The organism is Olivibacter sitiensis DSM 17696 (assembly GCF_000427965.1).
Classification (GTDB): domain Bacteria; phylum Bacteroidota; class Bacteroidia; order Sphingobacteriales; family Sphingobacteriaceae; genus Olivibacter; species Olivibacter sitiensis.
In genome coordinates, this window is record NZ_ATZA01000004.1 from 68,948 (window position 1) to 83,608 (window position 14,661).

Annotated in this window: 14 protein-coding genes; 7 read left to right on the forward strand and 7 right to left on the reverse strand. The window is 43.9% G+C overall.

The genetic code is table 11. From position 1 onward, the window contains the following. Positions 1–53: 53 nt before the first annotated feature. The 3 genes from A37S_RS0103635 to A37S_RS0103655 all read right to left on the reverse strand — a co-directional run bounded on the left by A37S_RS0103635 (position 54) and on the right by A37S_RS0103655 (position 2,841). Positions 54–839: a glycosyltransferase family 2 protein gene (locus tag A37S_RS0103635; protein WP_028295805.1), complete on the reverse strand. Its 786-nt coding sequence runs from the start codon at positions 837–839 to the stop codon at positions 54–56. Positions 840–845: 6 nt separating this feature from the next. Next, positions 846–1,676, reverse strand: coding sequence for a glycosyltransferase family 2 protein (locus tag A37S_RS0103640; protein ID WP_245586298.1), 831 nt, complete (start codon positions 1,674–1,676; stop codon positions 846–848). 760 nt (positions 1,677–2,436) lie between these two features. Then, positions 2,437–2,841 carry an RNA-binding S4 domain-containing protein gene (locus A37S_RS0103655; protein ID WP_028295808.1) on the reverse strand — a complete coding sequence of 135 codons (405 nt, stop codon included), beginning with the start codon at positions 2,839–2,841 and terminating at the stop codon, positions 2,437–2,439. 234 nt (positions 2,842–3,075) lie between these two features. Here A37S_RS0103655 and A37S_RS0103660 point away from each other — a divergent pair, with 234 nt between their 5' ends. From A37S_RS0103660 to A37S_RS0103690, 7 genes are all read left to right on the forward strand, one after another. After that, positions 3,076–3,894, forward strand: a complete 819-nt coding sequence (locus A37S_RS0103660; protein WP_028295809.1) for a 2,3,4,5-tetrahydropyridine-2,6-dicarboxylate N-succinyltransferase — start codon at positions 3,076–3,078, stop codon at positions 3,892–3,894. 11 nt (positions 3,895–3,905) lie between these two features. Next, positions 3,906–5,033: a glycosyltransferase family 4 protein gene (locus A37S_RS0103665; RefSeq protein ID WP_245586299.1), complete on the forward strand. Its 1,128-nt coding sequence runs from the start codon at positions 3,906–3,908 to the stop codon at positions 5,031–5,033. Beyond that, positions 5,030–5,593, forward strand: coding sequence for an L-threonylcarbamoyladenylate synthase (locus A37S_RS0103670; protein WP_028295811.1), 564 nt, complete (start codon positions 5,030–5,032; stop codon positions 5,591–5,593). Before A37S_RS0103665 ends, A37S_RS0103670 begins: the two co-directional genes overlap by 4 nt. A 174-nt stretch (positions 5,594–5,767) precedes the next feature. Next, on the forward strand, positions 5,768–7,189 hold the full coding sequence (locus A37S_RS0103675) for a CCA tRNA nucleotidyltransferase (RefSeq protein ID WP_028295812.1): 1,422 nt from the start codon (positions 5,768–5,770) through the stop codon (positions 7,187–7,189). Positions 7,190–7,263: 74 nt separating this feature from the next. After that, positions 7,264–7,881: an IS1096 element passenger TnpR family protein gene (locus A37S_RS0103680; protein WP_028295813.1), complete on the forward strand. Its 618-nt coding sequence runs from the start codon at positions 7,264–7,266 to the stop codon at positions 7,879–7,881. Next, on the forward strand, positions 7,799–8,776 hold the full coding sequence (gene miaA / locus A37S_RS0103685; protein WP_342663578.1) for a tRNA (adenosine(37)-N6)-dimethylallyltransferase MiaA: 978 nt from the start codon (positions 7,799–7,801) through the stop codon (positions 8,774–8,776). Before A37S_RS0103680 ends, miaA begins: the two co-directional genes overlap by 83 nt. Before the next feature lie 476 nt (positions 8,777–9,252). Beyond that, the gene (locus A37S_RS0103690) at positions 9,253–10,362 is read left to right on the forward strand and encodes an outer membrane beta-barrel protein (protein ID WP_028295815.1); all 1,110 of its coding nucleotides are present in this window, start codon (positions 9,253–9,255) and stop codon (positions 10,360–10,362) included. Positions 10,363–10,443: 81 nt separating this feature from the next. Here the strand turns inward: A37S_RS0103690 and A37S_RS23520 are convergent, their stop codons facing one another. From A37S_RS23520 to sucD, 4 genes are all read right to left on the reverse strand, one after another. Continuing rightward, positions 10,444–10,845: a septal ring lytic transglycosylase RlpA family protein gene (locus tag A37S_RS23520; RefSeq protein ID WP_245586300.1), complete on the reverse strand. Its 402-nt coding sequence runs from the start codon at positions 10,843–10,845 to the stop codon at positions 10,444–10,446. A gap of 70 nt (positions 10,846–10,915) precedes the next feature. Continuing rightward, positions 10,916–13,165 carry a GH92 family glycosyl hydrolase gene (locus tag A37S_RS0103700; RefSeq protein WP_051292703.1) on the reverse strand — a complete coding sequence of 750 codons (2,250 nt, stop codon included), beginning with the start codon at positions 13,163–13,165 and terminating at the stop codon, positions 10,916–10,918. A gap of 38 nt (positions 13,166–13,203) precedes the next feature. Next, on the reverse strand, positions 13,204–13,698 hold the full coding sequence (locus A37S_RS23525; RefSeq protein WP_028295817.1) for a methionine-R-sulfoxide reductase: 495 nt from the start codon (positions 13,696–13,698) through the stop codon (positions 13,204–13,206). A gap of 72 nt (positions 13,699–13,770) precedes the next feature. Then, the gene (gene sucD / locus A37S_RS0103710) at positions 13,771–14,652 is read right to left on the reverse strand and encodes a succinate--CoA ligase subunit alpha (RefSeq protein WP_028295818.1); all 882 of its coding nucleotides are present in this window, start codon (positions 14,650–14,652) and stop codon (positions 13,771–13,773) included. Positions 14,653–14,661 lie beyond the last annotated feature (9 nt).

The following is a 14,661-nucleotide window of genomic DNA, read 5'->3' on the forward strand; positions in this document are numbered from 1 at the left end:
TTATACAATTGAAGCTTTTGAAGTAGCCGTATAATTTTGTTTAAAGTTTTCAACTATTTAGGCATTACTCCATTAACGCATCTTTTCGCACCACTTTCAAGCACTTTTTGATAATTAAGGAAGTTTAGCGACTCGCGACTCCTCTCATTAAAGGCATGAAATAAATGATAGCATACCGCCAACATCTTGACTCTTTTCTGCATCACGCCATAGTTTACCAATCGGGCTGCCAGCTCGATATCCTCGTGCCCCCAACCTTCCAAGTCATTATTGTAGCCGTTCACTGCCATAAAATCATCACGCCAAAAGGCGCAATTGCATCCTCTTAAATCATCGGAGCGGCTGCTTTTTTTCTCAAAAAACGGAGCCAGAAAGGGCGCTCTCAATGAATTTATGCGATTGGTGATACCTTTTGTGAAAAAATGAAAATACGGCGCTCCCCGTCCCAAGAAGACCTCTGCCGTCTTCGTCTCGGACAGCAACACACGGCTTCCCTTTACATAAAAACCGCGCTCAGCTACTCGAACATGATCGCGAACAAAATGCCTATTCAACACGATATCTCCATCAATCTGGATGATATAGTCACTTTTTGAGATTTTTATCGCTTTGTTCAGGATAATCGTTTTGCGGAAGCCATCATCAGGATGCCAAACATGATGTAAGGGTATGGCTAGAGTTATTTTTGCCCACTCAGTGATGGCTCTGGTCTCGTCTCCAGAGCCATCGTCTGCAACAAATACTTCATCCGGCATATAGCTTTGATAGGCAACAGTTTCCAGCACCCTTCTCAAGGCCATTGGCCAGTTGTACGTAGAAATCAATAGCGCAACCTTCATGAAAATCTATAAGCTAACGCGGACAGGTACCGGCCTCAGCACTTCGTGATACCCGCTAAATGCACTGACACGTTGATGTTTTACAACGTATTCGTAATAGTTCAGATTACTTGATTCGGATATTCTACTTACCAAATTATGATGTATATGATAACATATGGCCGCAAGTTTCAGATGATATTTGCGAATTCCCTTGTTGATGAAGCGCGCTGCCAATTCTATATCCTCATGACCCCAGCCATTCAGGTTATTTTCATAACCGTTCACACCCACAAAATCGGCTTTCCAAAAAGCCATGTTACACCCTTTCACGTCCCTAGGATTACATTCATCGGTGATGATAAGGCTTGATAAAAACGGGATTCTAAGAGCATTAAACCTATTTTTTATGCCCGTGCTAAAAGGGGTAAAGCATGCCTTTTTGTTTCTAAGCAATTGTTTTGACCTTTTTGCTCCAATAAGCGCACGGCTACCTTTCACGAAAACCCCCTTGCGTGCGTGTACCAAATGATCCTTAACAAATCGACTATGGAGAACAATATCGCCATCTATTTGAATAACATAATCACCGGAGGCTGCTGCTATTGCCTTATTTAATATAACCGTTTTACGAAAACCGAGATCTTCTTGCCAAATATGACGCAAGGCAATAGGGAACATCTTTTGGTATTTTGCAATCAACCTTCCAGTCTCTTTTGCAGAACCGTCATCTGCTATAATCACCTCATTTGGGAGCTCTTCTTGAATCATTATACTTTCCAAACAGAGCCGCAAAGCTTCTGGCCAATTATAGGTGGAAACCACCAAAGATGATGTTGGATATGTAATAGCTTTCAAAATAAATTTAAAAATAAGATATATGATACTCTTGTTTCTCTTCAAAAGATAAAACGAACGCCTTAACAAAAATGCTACATTTTGTTAACATTTCTTCTGATGCAAAAAATATTGACAAAAGAAATTTCACCGCACCGTTTACGAAAGGAAACCTTCAAGAACCCTGCCATTTTTTTGAATTTTTACAAAAGTTTGTTTTATTCCAATATCAAAAATCAAATTAGGTCTTGCTAATCGACCTACAATCCGTTTCGTATTCCTCACTTCAACAGAAACTAATCGACCAATACCGCAGAGAGTTTACCTATACCAGAGTGTCCACACACAAACCGATGCTGTTTTTCCTTTTACCACATATTGAAATTATTTTTTTGTTTACAGCTATCATCACACTGCAAATGATTCTGCCTAACCTCAAATTAGGACACAAAAACTTTAAATCGGCATGCTATGTTCAGACATTAATGAAGTATCTATGGAGCAATGTGCCTCATGTACACATAAGCAAGAGAGCACCCCGCAGACATTTATACGAAACGCACATGAACAAATGACTCTATGAATGCATCGCTGGGAAAAAGGCTGCCTGACTATTGCCTAATGGAGCTGTTCTTCGAACTACTCGGCGGTAATATCGAACCCCAAATTCGAATCTGGTTGCGGAAAGCACGCTGGTACTATCGCGCCTATAGATAATACAATATATGAATAACAAGAACGATATCAATCCCCCAAAATATAGAATACGCCCTCAAGACAACTAATCTTCCGATTCCTCCCACAAATCTCCCTTCAGTTCATCTATCTCCCTTCTGTCCTTTTTGGTGGGCCTTCCTGTTCCCCTATCGCGTTTCAGTACAGGTGCGTGGAACATGGACTTATAGCCATAGGTTTCCTCCACGGGCGTATGGTCTTCATAATAGGTGACGGCAGTCTTGGCATCCACGCGTTTGTCCAGTAGTCCAGTCACGAGAATCACTTTTTTTTCGATGCCTTTCTGGATATGATACACTTCTCCCACCTTAACAACGTAAGAAGGCTTCACGTTCTGCCCGTTTAGCTTTACCTTCCCGGCCTTGCAGGCTTCAGTGGCCAAACTGCGGGTCTTAAATATCCGAATAGCCCACAGATACTTGTCTATTCTTAGCTTTTCACTTTCTTTCATAACACTGTTATTGCAAATATAGTACTTAAATCCGATGCCTGATACTTCGTAAATGTCTCATGTCTCACATCCAATGTCTCATGTCTGATATTTTTTTTCTTTCTTTGCCATGGCTAATCGTTGTTGGTAGTTAGTTGACGGCCGATAGCTGAAGGCTCATTGCTGATAGCTGACGACTGATAGCCGAATGCTGATAGCTTTTTATTTTTTACTTTTGAATTTTTACTTTTTTAAATGACTGCAGAACTAAAGAAGCTGATAGAAGAAGCTTGGGAAGAAAGACACTTGATAGACTTCAAGGAATATAGACAAGCTATTGAAACAACCGTCCAACGTCTTGACGAAGGTACTTTGCGCGTTGCCGACAAAGTTGCCGGACGTTGGCATATCAACGATTGGGTAAAAAAGGCCGTTATCCTGTATTTCCCCATACGCAACATGGAAGAAATCAAAGTGGGGCCTTTTGTGTTTCACGACAAAATGAAGCTAAAAACCAACTACAAGGAACAGGGCGTACGCGTGGTACCTCATGGTTTGGCTCGCTATGGAGCTTATATCGCCAGAGGCGTAATTATGATGCCATCCTATGTCAATATAGGTGCCTACGTGGATGAAGGCACCATGGTAGACACATGGGCTACAGTGGGCTCCTGCGCCCAGATCGGGAAAAACGTGCACTTAAGCGGTGGCGTGGGGATAGGCGGCGTGTTGGAGCCCGTACAAGCAGCGCCCGTCATCATCGAAGACAATTGCTTCATCGGATCCAGAGCTATCGTAGTAGAGGGAGTACGCGTAGAGGAGGAAGCTGTCTTAGGGGCCAATGTAGTATTAACGGCCTCTACCAAGATCATCGATGTCTCGGGTGATTCTCCCGTTGAATACAAGGGGTTGGTGCCCGCACGCTCCGTGGTAATCCCCGGATCGTACACCAAAACATTCCCTGCCGGTGAGTACCAAGTGCCTTGTGCGTTGATCATCGGCCAACGCAAGGAGTCTACCGATAAAAAGACTTCGCTGAACGATGCTCTGCGAGAGCATAACGTAGCCGTTTAATAAGAGACAAATTGAAAACATTGCGAATAGGATACGATGCCAAAAGGGCTTTTCATAATGGCACAGGATTGGGAAACTATAGCCGCTCGCTTATAGAAGCTATAGCTTCCCAATATCCTTTCAATAGTTATTACCTGTTCAATCCAAAAAGTTCTGACAAATATTTTCAGGCACCTAATGGCACCATAGAAATACAGCCCAGTACATGGTTACAAAAAAAGTTCAGTTCTTTTTGGAGAAGTTTCTCCATCGACAAGATTGCCCAGGACCTAGAGCTAGACCTTTACCATGGAATGAGCCACGAACTGCCATTTGGGACGGCAAAGGGAAATACAAAATGGGTGCTCACCGTACACGACTTGATTTTCATCCGTTTCCCCCACTATTTCAAATGGATAGACACCAAAATCTACGCCTATAAGCTCAAAAAAGCCTGCCAAAAGGCCGATTGCATCATAGCCATCAGCGAACAGACAAAAAGCGACCTCGTGGAATACCTGGAGTTGCCAGCCTATAAAATCCAAGTAGTCTATCAGGATTGCCACCCTATATTTAAGGAGCAGATAAGTACACAAAGACTCAGAGAAGTAGCACTGCGCTACTCCCTTCCAAGCAATTTCTTGCTTCAAGTGGGAACGATAGAGCCACGCAAAAACCTACAATTGAGCATAAAAGCCTTATCTCGTTTACCCCAAGACATACACTTAGTAGCCATAGGGAGGAAAACAGACTATTTTCAGCAGATCACACACCTCATCAATGACCTGGGATTAAATCAACGTGTCCATTTCTATCATGACGCTCATTTCAACGATTTTCCAGCCATTTATCATTTGGCGAAGATATTCTTATACCCGTCCCAATTTGAGGGCTTTGGTATTCCTATTATCGAAGCACTTCATTGCGGAACTCCAGTCATCGCCGCCACGGGATCCTGCTTGGAAGAGGCTGGTGGCCCAAGTAGCGTCTATATAGATCCGGACAACGAAATGGCACTTGCTAGTCAGATCAATAGGTTATTGGAAGATCAGAAAGAGAGAATGGAGATGAAAGAAAGCGGATATACCTATGTTAAGCGATTTGAAAGCAGCGTGATTGCAGAGCAGCTAATGAATATCTATCAAGAAATATCAAAATGAATGAAGACATTAAAAGTGCCCTAGAGGTTCTTAAACGTGGAGGTCTCATCCTCTACCCCACGGACACCATCTGGGGCATAGGTTGCGATGCTACCAATGCAGATGCCGTGGCAAAGGTATACGCATTAAAAAAACGCGACGAGTCCAAAAGCCTCATCACGCTATTGGACACAGACAACAAGCTGATAAGTTATGTGCGAGAGGTGCCAGATGTAGCCTATGAACTCATCGAGTACAGCGAAAAACCACTCACCATTATATATGATGGAGCAAAAAACCTGGCCACCAACTTGATAGCAAGCGACGGCAGTGTGGCCATTCGTGTTGTGAAGCATCCTTTTTGCCAGCAGCTTATCCAAAGGTTCCGCAAGCCCATCGTGTCTACATCGGCCAATATAAGCGGTACGCCATCACCTACGAACTTCGGCGAAGTCAGCGAAGAAATAAAACAGGGGGTCGATTACATTGTACAACACGGCCAAAATGACCTAAGTAAACACATGCCCTCCACCATTATGAAACTGGATGCCTCGGGCAAGTTTTCCTTTATCAGACGTTAGACATAAGACACAAGAGTAAATGCATGTTCCAATCCGTAGTCCCAAACACGCTGTCCCCCTCGCTACAGACTACGGATAGTTGCGAACGGCCGATTGTAAACGGAAATTTGTCTTGCACACCCCACACAACTGGCAACTCAAAACTCACAACAAAATTTCGTACTTTTGCAAAAAATGAAAGCATATTTGCATCATCTAATATTCGAATTGCTGAGGGATATTGCGGAGAAAAGCGGCACAGAAATATACGTGATAGGAGGTTATGTACGTGACAGGATTATGGACAGACCTTTCAAGAACGATATCGACATCCTAGTCATTGGCAGCGGCATAGACTTTGCCAATCAAGTAGGACAGTATCTCGAGGCAAAGGTTTCCGTGTTCCAAAATTTTGGCACAGCCATGCTACGTCATGAGCAGATTGACATCGAATTTGTGGGTGCCCGCAAAGAATCGTACCGTAGGGATTCCAGAAAACCCATCGTGGAGAATGGTACCTTAACAGATGACCAGCAACGGAGGGACTTTACAATCAACGCAATGGCCATCAGCCTCAATAGCGAAACATATGGCCAATTGCTAGATCCATTCGATGGCCAAAAAGATATTGCCCATCGAATTATCCGCACACCACTTGATCCAGGGCGCACTTTTTCTGACGACCCCTTGCGTATGATGCGAGCCATTCGCTTTGCGTCACAACTGCAGTTCAAGATAGACTTACCTACCTTCAAGGCGATCGTTTCGCAAAGAGATCGCATAGCCATTATATCACAGGAACGGATCACAGATGAGCTGAACAAGATCATTCTTTCAAAAAAGCCCAGTGTTGGCTTTACCTATCTCTTTGACTCGGGCTTGCTGGAAATCATCTTTCCGCTCATGGTGCAGCTCCACGGTGTGGAAACCATTAATGGAAAGAGCCACAAGGACAATTTTTACCATACCTTGGAGGTGTTGGACAATATTGCCGAGCTAAGCGATGACCTCTGGCTGAGATGGGCGGCTATCTTACATGATATAGCCAAGCCAGCAACCAAACGGTTCGACAAAAAGGCCGGCTGGACTTTCCATGGCCATGAAGACCGCGGTGCGCGCATGGTTCCCAAGATTTTTGCCTCATTGAAGTTGCCGCTCAACGAAAAGATGAAATTTGTTCAGAAATTAGTACAACTCCATCTACGCCCCATTGTGCTAGCGCAAGATATAGTTACGGACTCAGCAGTACGGAGATTGCTCTTTGAAGCAGGCAATGATATAGACTCGCTCATGCTCCTGTGCCATGCCGATGTCACCACAAAAAATGACTATAAAAAGAAAAAATACCGCCAAAACTTTGAACTCGTAAAACAGAAACTCAAGGATGTGGAAGAGCGCGATCAGATCCGCAACTGGCAACCCCCTATTGGTGGACAGGACATCATGAACGCATTCGGTTTGGAACCCGGAGCAAATGTGGGCATCATAAAAAGCGCAATCCGGGAGGCAATACTGGAAGGAGAGATCCCCAACAACCGTGAAGATGCCTATCAGTTTATGCTAAAAAAGGGCACGGAAATTGGGTTAAAACCTGTCGATGGCGAAGGCAAGGAATAATTCTATCGCTAGCTTTTTTAGCTTTCCATTTTTTTATAGATATTCGTAACAGCAAATTTTCTTTAACAAAAAACATGGCAATTTATAGATTTCGGGTGATTTTTGAGGACTATGATGAAGTTTTGAGAGAGGTAGATGTGTTATCTACGCACACGTTCCTTCACCTGCACAAAATCATCCAGCAATCGACCGGCTACAATGCCGAAGTTCCATCTTCTTTCTATATCAGTAATGAACAATGGATGAAGGGAGAAGAAATAGCATACCTTCCGACCGAAAGAAAGCTGGAAAGAGGAGTCCTATTGATGGAAAATGCAAAACTGAGCAGATACATTGACGATCCCCATCAGAAGTTTTACTATACATACAATTTCGATCGCCCATTTGACTTTCACGTCCAGCTGATAAAAATCCTGAAAGAGGAGAGTGGAAAAAGCTACCCCAGTGTATTCAAAACGGTAGGTACAGCCCCCAAGCCATTTGGCTCTTCCGTATTGCCAGCAGCAGATGCCGCTGAGTCCGAGGAGAAAGATTATCCAAAGGAAGAATTTGATTTTCTCAACGAAATGGAATATGGCACAGACGATACAGAAGATATGGACTTGATGGATGACGAAGAAAGCTCGGAAAGCGAAAATGACGACTTCTCCGGAGAATTTGGGGATAACGATAAATACGAGGAGGATTATTAAAACTCTGATATCCATAGTAGGCCCCACAGCTATCGGAAAAACGGCCTTAGCCATACAGCTTGCCGAGCATTTCCGAACGGAGATTATCTCTGCCGATTCGCGGCAATTCTACAAGGAAATGACTATCGGAACGGCCAAGCCGAGTGCTGAAGACCTACTACGCGTACCTCACCACTTCATCAATAACCTAAATATCTATGACGAGTATAGTGCGGGCGATTTCGAAAAAGAGGTTCTGGAACTTCTAAATCGGCTATTTGTAAATACCGACCTGGTTATTATGGCAGGTGGTAGCGGACTGTTTGTAAATGCTGTTTGTTCCGGACTTGATATTTTGCCAAAGCCCACGGAAGGGATAAGGGAGAAATTGAACAATCTGTATAAGGAAAAGGGGCTGGCTCATATACAGCAACTGCTGATGGAAAGCGACCCAAAATATTATCATCAGGTAGACCTATCCAATCCACAGCGAATAATACGATCGTTGGAAGTTTTTCAAAGCACGGGCATTCCTTTCAGCGACTACCGAAAACAGCAAACAAAACCACGCGATTTTAACATTGTCTCCATAGGATTGGAAATGCCCAGACCAGCGCTATACGAAAGGATCAATCAACGAGTGGATAATATGTTTGCCGATGGATTAATCGATGAAGTCAAACAACTAATCGATTATCGCGATTTGCCCCCGTTATTGACCGTGGGGTATAGAGAACTATTCGATTACTTAGATGGCTTATATAGCTTGGAAACGGCTGGCGAAAAAATAAAACAGCATACTAGACAATACGCAAAAAGACAAATGACCTGGTTCAAGCGCAACGAGACGACAATGTGGTTCCATCCCCATCAGGCAAATGACATCATAAAACACCTTGAGTCTGTGCACTTATAACGGCTAATTTCAAGACCAGATTTCAAGTTTTCACGAAAATCCATTCGGCGAACCGATACAGGTTTTTCCAGATTAAAAACAGGCCACAAATAAGAACACGACTACGTAACAATTTTATCAAAAAAAGCCATTTTTTTATCACAAAATTTGCTTCATTCTTTTTTAGTCTTTATATTTGAACTGTGTTAAGAAAATGTAACCACTTACCCAATTATAAACCTAACAATAAAAGAGACAGGACTATTGCCTGTCTCTTTTGCTTATTAGACGATCACTGCTGCCTTCTTTAAGTCATTAAGTTCCCTCAGATATTTAATTTATTATTATAAGCAAAATTATTATTCATTTTTGCTTGATAATTTCATTTCCCTTGGCTATCTTCGAATCACAATTGCTATGCAAGCATAGCAATTAACAAAACCAATTATATTAATGAAGGCAGACCCTGCATTCTACATTGTAAAACCAAATAAGCTATGAAAACGACAACGACATTGGTGTCTATCTTGCTGATCGCAACTACGGCACTGAAAGCACAGGAACAGCCTGAAAAAAAATGGTATGTAAAGCCTTATGCAAGTTATTTCTTCTCATTAACCCCGGTCGAGTATCCATCCATTGGTGGAATGCCTTCACGAGACAGGGTATTTACGGTCAATCCCGTAACTGGGCAACAAGCCACACAGAGCGAAGATATTATGACCGGATCCTTTGGTGCGGGCTACCGCATAGGCCTTGTGGGGGGGTATCAGTTCAACAACGTTTTAGGGCTAGAAATGGCTTTTAACTATTATAAAAGCAATACGCAAGACATGTCCAAACAGAACGGAACCTTTACGGGAACCGGGTCGCCCATGGATGGCACAACGGCCCTATCTATGGAAGCTACGGGCCAAGTTACCGCCTTTGACATTGCCCCAGCACTGGTATTGTACATCCCCAACCAAAGCCAGACATTCAAGCCATATGCCAAGGTGGGAGTCATAATCCCAGTAAGCGGCTATTCCGAAAACGTCACCAAAATAACGGATAATACGGGCTCCGTTGCTGTTTCGCAAGGACTACTTACAACCGAAATGAGGGCTGCTATCACGCAAGCGGCCATACAGCAGTACACAAATGCGGGTTTTCCTTACCAAACACCAAATGTTCAAATGCTATTGAGCGGAGTGGAACGTGTAGACAGAACCAGGTCTAAACCTACTGTCGGTTTTCAATCAGCCCTTGGCGCAGACTTTTTGCTGAGCAAGACCTTGAGCATCAACATCGAGGTGGAGTATCGAAACGTAACCGTATCGAGCAAAAAACGGGAAATGCAATCTGTATCGGGCAGCTATGTGGTTATTGATAGAAATAACAACAATCCTAGCACCAGCGCACCTTTTGTGCTAGGACAAGGTACTTTGTCCAAAGATGCTGCATCGGAGGCATCCAAGACTATCAATTATCATGATCATATCAATGTCAATGAGCACAATATTGTGGCCAGCGGTCAATTTGACCCCAATAGGCCTGCCGATGAAGTCTCAAATCGGTTGACCTTTGGAGGCCTAGGCGTGAGCTTAGGGTTCAAATTCCGTTTTTAGCACTTAAAAATAAGAATGGGGCTGTCTCCTATGTTTGCTTGCTTGCAAGCAAACATAGGAGACAGCCCCTCCTTCCTTCCATTATTTCTTTTTTCCTCTTCGAAAAACAGGGCCTTTCTTTGGACTTTTCTGCTCTTTTACTGTTGTTCGACTGACGGTAGAGTTGGACCCTGACTTTCCGTAACTGATCTCTACCGGGACTACACCGGCTTGTATCATATCCAGTTTAATAGCAGCTGCCTTGGAAATATCCATTATCCTCCCACCAGATGACGGACCTCTATCGTTCACTTTTACTTGAACAATCTTGCCGTTATTCATGTTTTTCACTGTCACCATAGTACCAAACGGGATACTAGGATGCGCAGCGGTTAACTTATTTTTATTATACTTCTCCCCGCTGGCAGTAGATTTTCCGTGAAATCGATCGGCATAGTAAGATGCCTTTCCCCGCTCACTGACAGCTGTCCCCCGTTCATACATTTTAGGAGAACAGCCCACAACCATTAAAAGTACAAGCATTCCAAATCTGAACGAAAGGCCCAACTTCATACTATTCAGAATCTATTAACGAATGAGGCCAATTTTCGGACTTTTGTCCCCATTTCTTATTGGCCTTATCACTCATTACCAATTCCAATACACCTCCTGACATCATATCCTGATGAGTGATATAGGTTTTCTCGTATTTTTTCCCATTAAGCTTGACCGATTTTACGTAGATATTGCGGGCCGAAAGTCCAGATGTCTTTATCACAAACTCCTTACCTCCATCCAGCTGAAATCTTACTTCTTCTAAAGACGGGCTACCTATAACATATTCTCCTATAGCTGCATTGACAGGATAGAGCCCTGCCATACTCCATATAGCCCAAGCACTCATCTGCCCGACATCTTCATTGCCGGAATATCCATCTGGCAAAGTATGGTACATAGAATCTACAATCAGCCTTACTTTCTCCTGGGTTTTCCATGGCTCACCGATATAACTGTACATATAGGCAATATGGTGGCTGGGCTCGTTGCCATGGGCATACTGCCCGATAAGCCCGCTCACATCGGGAGACACATTTTCGCCGGTAAGCTCAGAACTGATGCTAAACAAACTATCCATTTTGAGAGAAAGCTTATTGCCCCCTCCATGCAAAGCTGCTAGGCCCCGTACATCATGTGGCACAAAAAAAGAGTGCTGCCAAGCGTTTCCTTCTACATACTGTGCCTTCTTTTCATCATGCTCGGAAAGAAAAGGGTCAAAAGGTTGTGCCCAGCTGCTGTCGCTGTTCTTAGCACGCATGAAGCCCGTTTCCTTATCGAAAATACGTTCATAGGACCTTGCCCGTTCAATAAATTCCTTATATTTCCCTTCATCGCCCAACTTCTTAGCCACTTGGGCAATACACCAATCGTCATATGCGTACTCTAGTGTAACCGAAGCGCTGTGCCCATATAGATCCTGCGGCATATAGCCATATTGAATATAGTGAGGTACACCTCTGCCAGACTGGTATGCACTTGCCAGCATTGCCTTGTAAGCCCGCGAAGCATCTACTCCCGGCCAATCCTTCAATACGGCATCGGCCAATACAGGAATGGCATGATAGCCAGTCATGGTATTGGTTTCTGCGGTGCTCAAGTCCCATACCGGTAGCAAGCCATTCTCGTCATAAAAAGCCAACATGCTGTTGAGCATATCTGTATAACGAACTGGCTGCGTCAAGGTAAACAAAGGATTCAACGCCCTAAAAGTATCCCAAAGGCTGTACAGGGTATAGCGCTGCCCCCCGTTAGCCATCTTGAGGATATCCCCCTGCATATTTTTGTACGTACCGTCCCCATCCGAAAACAAGCAAGGGGCTATGGCGGTATGATAAAGTGCTGTATAGAAAATCTTCAACTTCTCCTCATCTTGACTGATCACCTGTACCTTTTGCAACTCCTGTTGCCATTTTTTTCGAGCCACTTCCTTAACCTCATTGATATCCCAAGTTTGGATTTCATTGATAGCCGCCAAGGCCTGCTCGCTACTAGTCATGGAAATACCCACTTTTAGATCGATCGTCTTATCGGTCAAAAGAAACTGTGCCAAGACACCATTGCCCTTTCCTTCTGTTTCCGCATACATGTTGTCAGAAATAACCGCATTCTCACCACTCAAAAGGACATCTTTAAAGGGCTTGGAGAAAACGATGGCAAAATAGACACGTTGCAAGGACGCCCAGCCAGTAGAATAGCGATAACCAATGGCCGTGGAGTCATTTAAAACCTCAACGTGCGTTTCTATCGGCGTATCCCAATTTTGCTTAAAGGCCAAGTCAAGCTGCACCGTTGGTTCGCTATTTTCAGGAAACTCGTAATGATGATAGCCCACCCGTTCCGAAGCGGAAAGATCGGCATGTATACCGTTGTCCAACGTGACGCCATAATATCCTGGGGAAGCCTGTTCATTGTCATGACTAAAAGTTGCCAGTTCAGCTCGTTCACCCTTTTGGCGAAGCTTCAATAAAGGCATGATCGATATATCCAACCAGTCTCCAATACCCGTTCCGCTCAAGTGCGTATGGCTAAAACCTGCTATCTTGTTGTCACTATAGTGGTAGCCGCTGCACCAATCCCAATCTCCTCGTCCATTGTCTGGACTCAACTGCACCATACCAAAAGGAACGACAGCCCCAGGAAACGTATGTCCATGCCCGCCGGTGCCTATAAAAGGATCAACATACTGCGTCAAGTCCTTTTCTTGCGCATAGCCCGAAGCTGCTTTAAAAAGCACGGCAAAAACCAATATAAAGTAAAATTTATTCATCTTTAAAACTCAAAAAACGTCATTTAATGCTAAAAAAACTATTTTTTATCCGACACAAATTTCATCGAGATAGAATTGACGCAATGCCTAGTATCTTTGTTCGTAAACCCCTCTCCCAAGAAAACATGTCCCAAATGCCCACCACAATTAGCACATACAATTTCTGTACGCATGCCATCTGGATCGGGAATACGCTTTACCGCTCCCGCTATCTCATCATCAAAACTGGGCCATCCGCAATGCGACTCAAATTTATCTTCAGAACGATAAAGAGGTGCATTGCACTTTTTGCATATGTAAGTACCTTTCACCTTGTTGCTCAACAACGAACCCGTAAAAGGCCTCTCGGTTCCTTTATGGTCTATGACATATGACTCCTCAGGAGTCAATTTATTGAATTTTTGTTCAGTCATGTGTTCTTCCTTATTACTGGAGCTTCCCCCACCTTGTAACACTTCTTTTTTCCCTTTGGTTTGTCCACACGCTACCAAGCAGAGTGATGTAAACCATAAAAACAAGACTAACCTAACCATTTTTTATTACAAAAAAAAGCCCAGGCAACATGCTGGGCTTAATATCACCTATACAAACTTCTTTTTATAGCGCTAGGCTTTCACCTTAGACAATTCCTCAGCTATTGCCACACCAATCTCTGCCGGAGACGCAACAACGCGTATGCCGCATTCGGACATAATCTTCATTTTGGCTGCAGCGGTGTCATCCGCTCCACCCACTATGGCACCAGCATGTCCCATTCTGCGTCCCGGAGGCGCTGTCTGTCCAGCGATAAAACCTACTACCGGTTTCGTACCATGTTCTTTGATCCAACGCGCTGCTTCTGCTTCCATACCTCCGCCGATCTCGCCGATCATGATGATACCTTCGGTTTCTGGATCGTTCATGAGCAGTTCTACAGCTTCCTTGGTTGTGGTACCAATGATGGGATCCCCACCAATACCTATAGCAGTAGTGATGCCCAGCCCAGCCTTTACGGTTTGATCTACCGCCTCATAAGTAAGCGTACCAGACTTGGAAACTACACCGATATTTCCTTTCTTGAAAATGAAACCAGGCATGATGCCTATTTTTGCCTCACCTGCTGTGATGATTCCCGGGCAATTTGGCCCGATGAGGCGTGAGTTTTTACCTTGAAGATATTGCTTTACAGCAATCATATCCTTGGTAGGTATGCCTTCGGTAATACAAACAATCACTCCTATACCTGCGCTAGCGGCTTCCAAAATGGCATCAGCAGCAAAGGGAGGCGGCACAAAAATGATGGAAACGTCCGCACCCGTAGCATCTACGGCATCTTGTACCGTGTTGAATACAGGACGATCGAGATGTGTTTGTCCACCTTTGCCAGGTGTTACACCCCCAACCACATTGGTACCGTATTCTATCATTTGTGACGCATGGTACGTTCCTTCGTTGCCAGTGAATCCCTGAACAATAACTTTCGAATCTTTATTTACTAATACACTCATTGGTCAATA

What these genes read in the sequence shown, in the direction of transcription:
- A37S_RS0103635 (WP_028295805.1), bottom strand. Translation starts at nt 839, where the DNA reads ATGAAGGTTGCGCTATTGATTTCTACGTACAACTGGCCAATGGCCTTG.
- A37S_RS0103655 (WP_028295808.1), bottom strand. Translation starts at nt 2,841, where the DNA reads ATGAAAGAAAGTGAAAAGCTAAGAATAGACAAGTATCTGTGGGCTATT.
- A37S_RS0103660 (WP_028295809.1), top strand. Translation starts at nt 3,076, where the DNA reads ATGACTGCAGAACTAAAGAAGCTGATAGAAGAAGCTTGGGAAGAAAGA.
- A37S_RS0103670 (WP_028295811.1), top strand. Translation starts at nt 5,030, where the DNA reads ATGAATGAAGACATTAAAAGTGCCCTAGAGGTTCTTAAACGTGGAGGT.
- A37S_RS0103675 (WP_028295812.1), top strand. Translation starts at nt 5,768, where the DNA reads ATGAAAGCATATTTGCATCATCTAATATTCGAATTGCTGAGGGATATT.
- A37S_RS0103680 (WP_028295813.1), top strand. Translation starts at nt 7,264, where the DNA reads ATGGCAATTTATAGATTTCGGGTGATTTTTGAGGACTATGATGAAGTT.
- miaA (WP_342663578.1), top strand. Translation starts at nt 7,799, where the DNA reads ATGACGAAGAAAGCTCGGAAAGCGAAAATGACGACTTCTCCGGAGAAT.
- A37S_RS0103690 (WP_028295815.1), top strand. Translation starts at nt 9,253, where the DNA reads ATGAAAACGACAACGACATTGGTGTCTATCTTGCTGATCGCAACTACG.
- A37S_RS23520 (WP_245586300.1), bottom strand. Translation starts at nt 10,845, where the DNA reads ATGTATGAACGGGGGACAGCTGTCAGTGAGCGGGGAAAGGCATCTTAC.
- A37S_RS0103700 (WP_051292703.1), bottom strand. Translation starts at nt 13,165, where the DNA reads ATGAATAAATTTTACTTTATATTGGTTTTTGCCGTGCTTTTTAAAGCA.
- A37S_RS23525 (WP_028295817.1), bottom strand. Translation starts at nt 13,698, where the DNA reads ATGGTTAGGTTAGTCTTGTTTTTATGGTTTACATCACTCTGCTTGGTA.
- sucD (WP_028295818.1), bottom strand. Translation starts at nt 14,652, where the DNA reads ATGAGTGTATTAGTAAATAAAGATTCGAAAGTTATTGTTCAGGGATTC.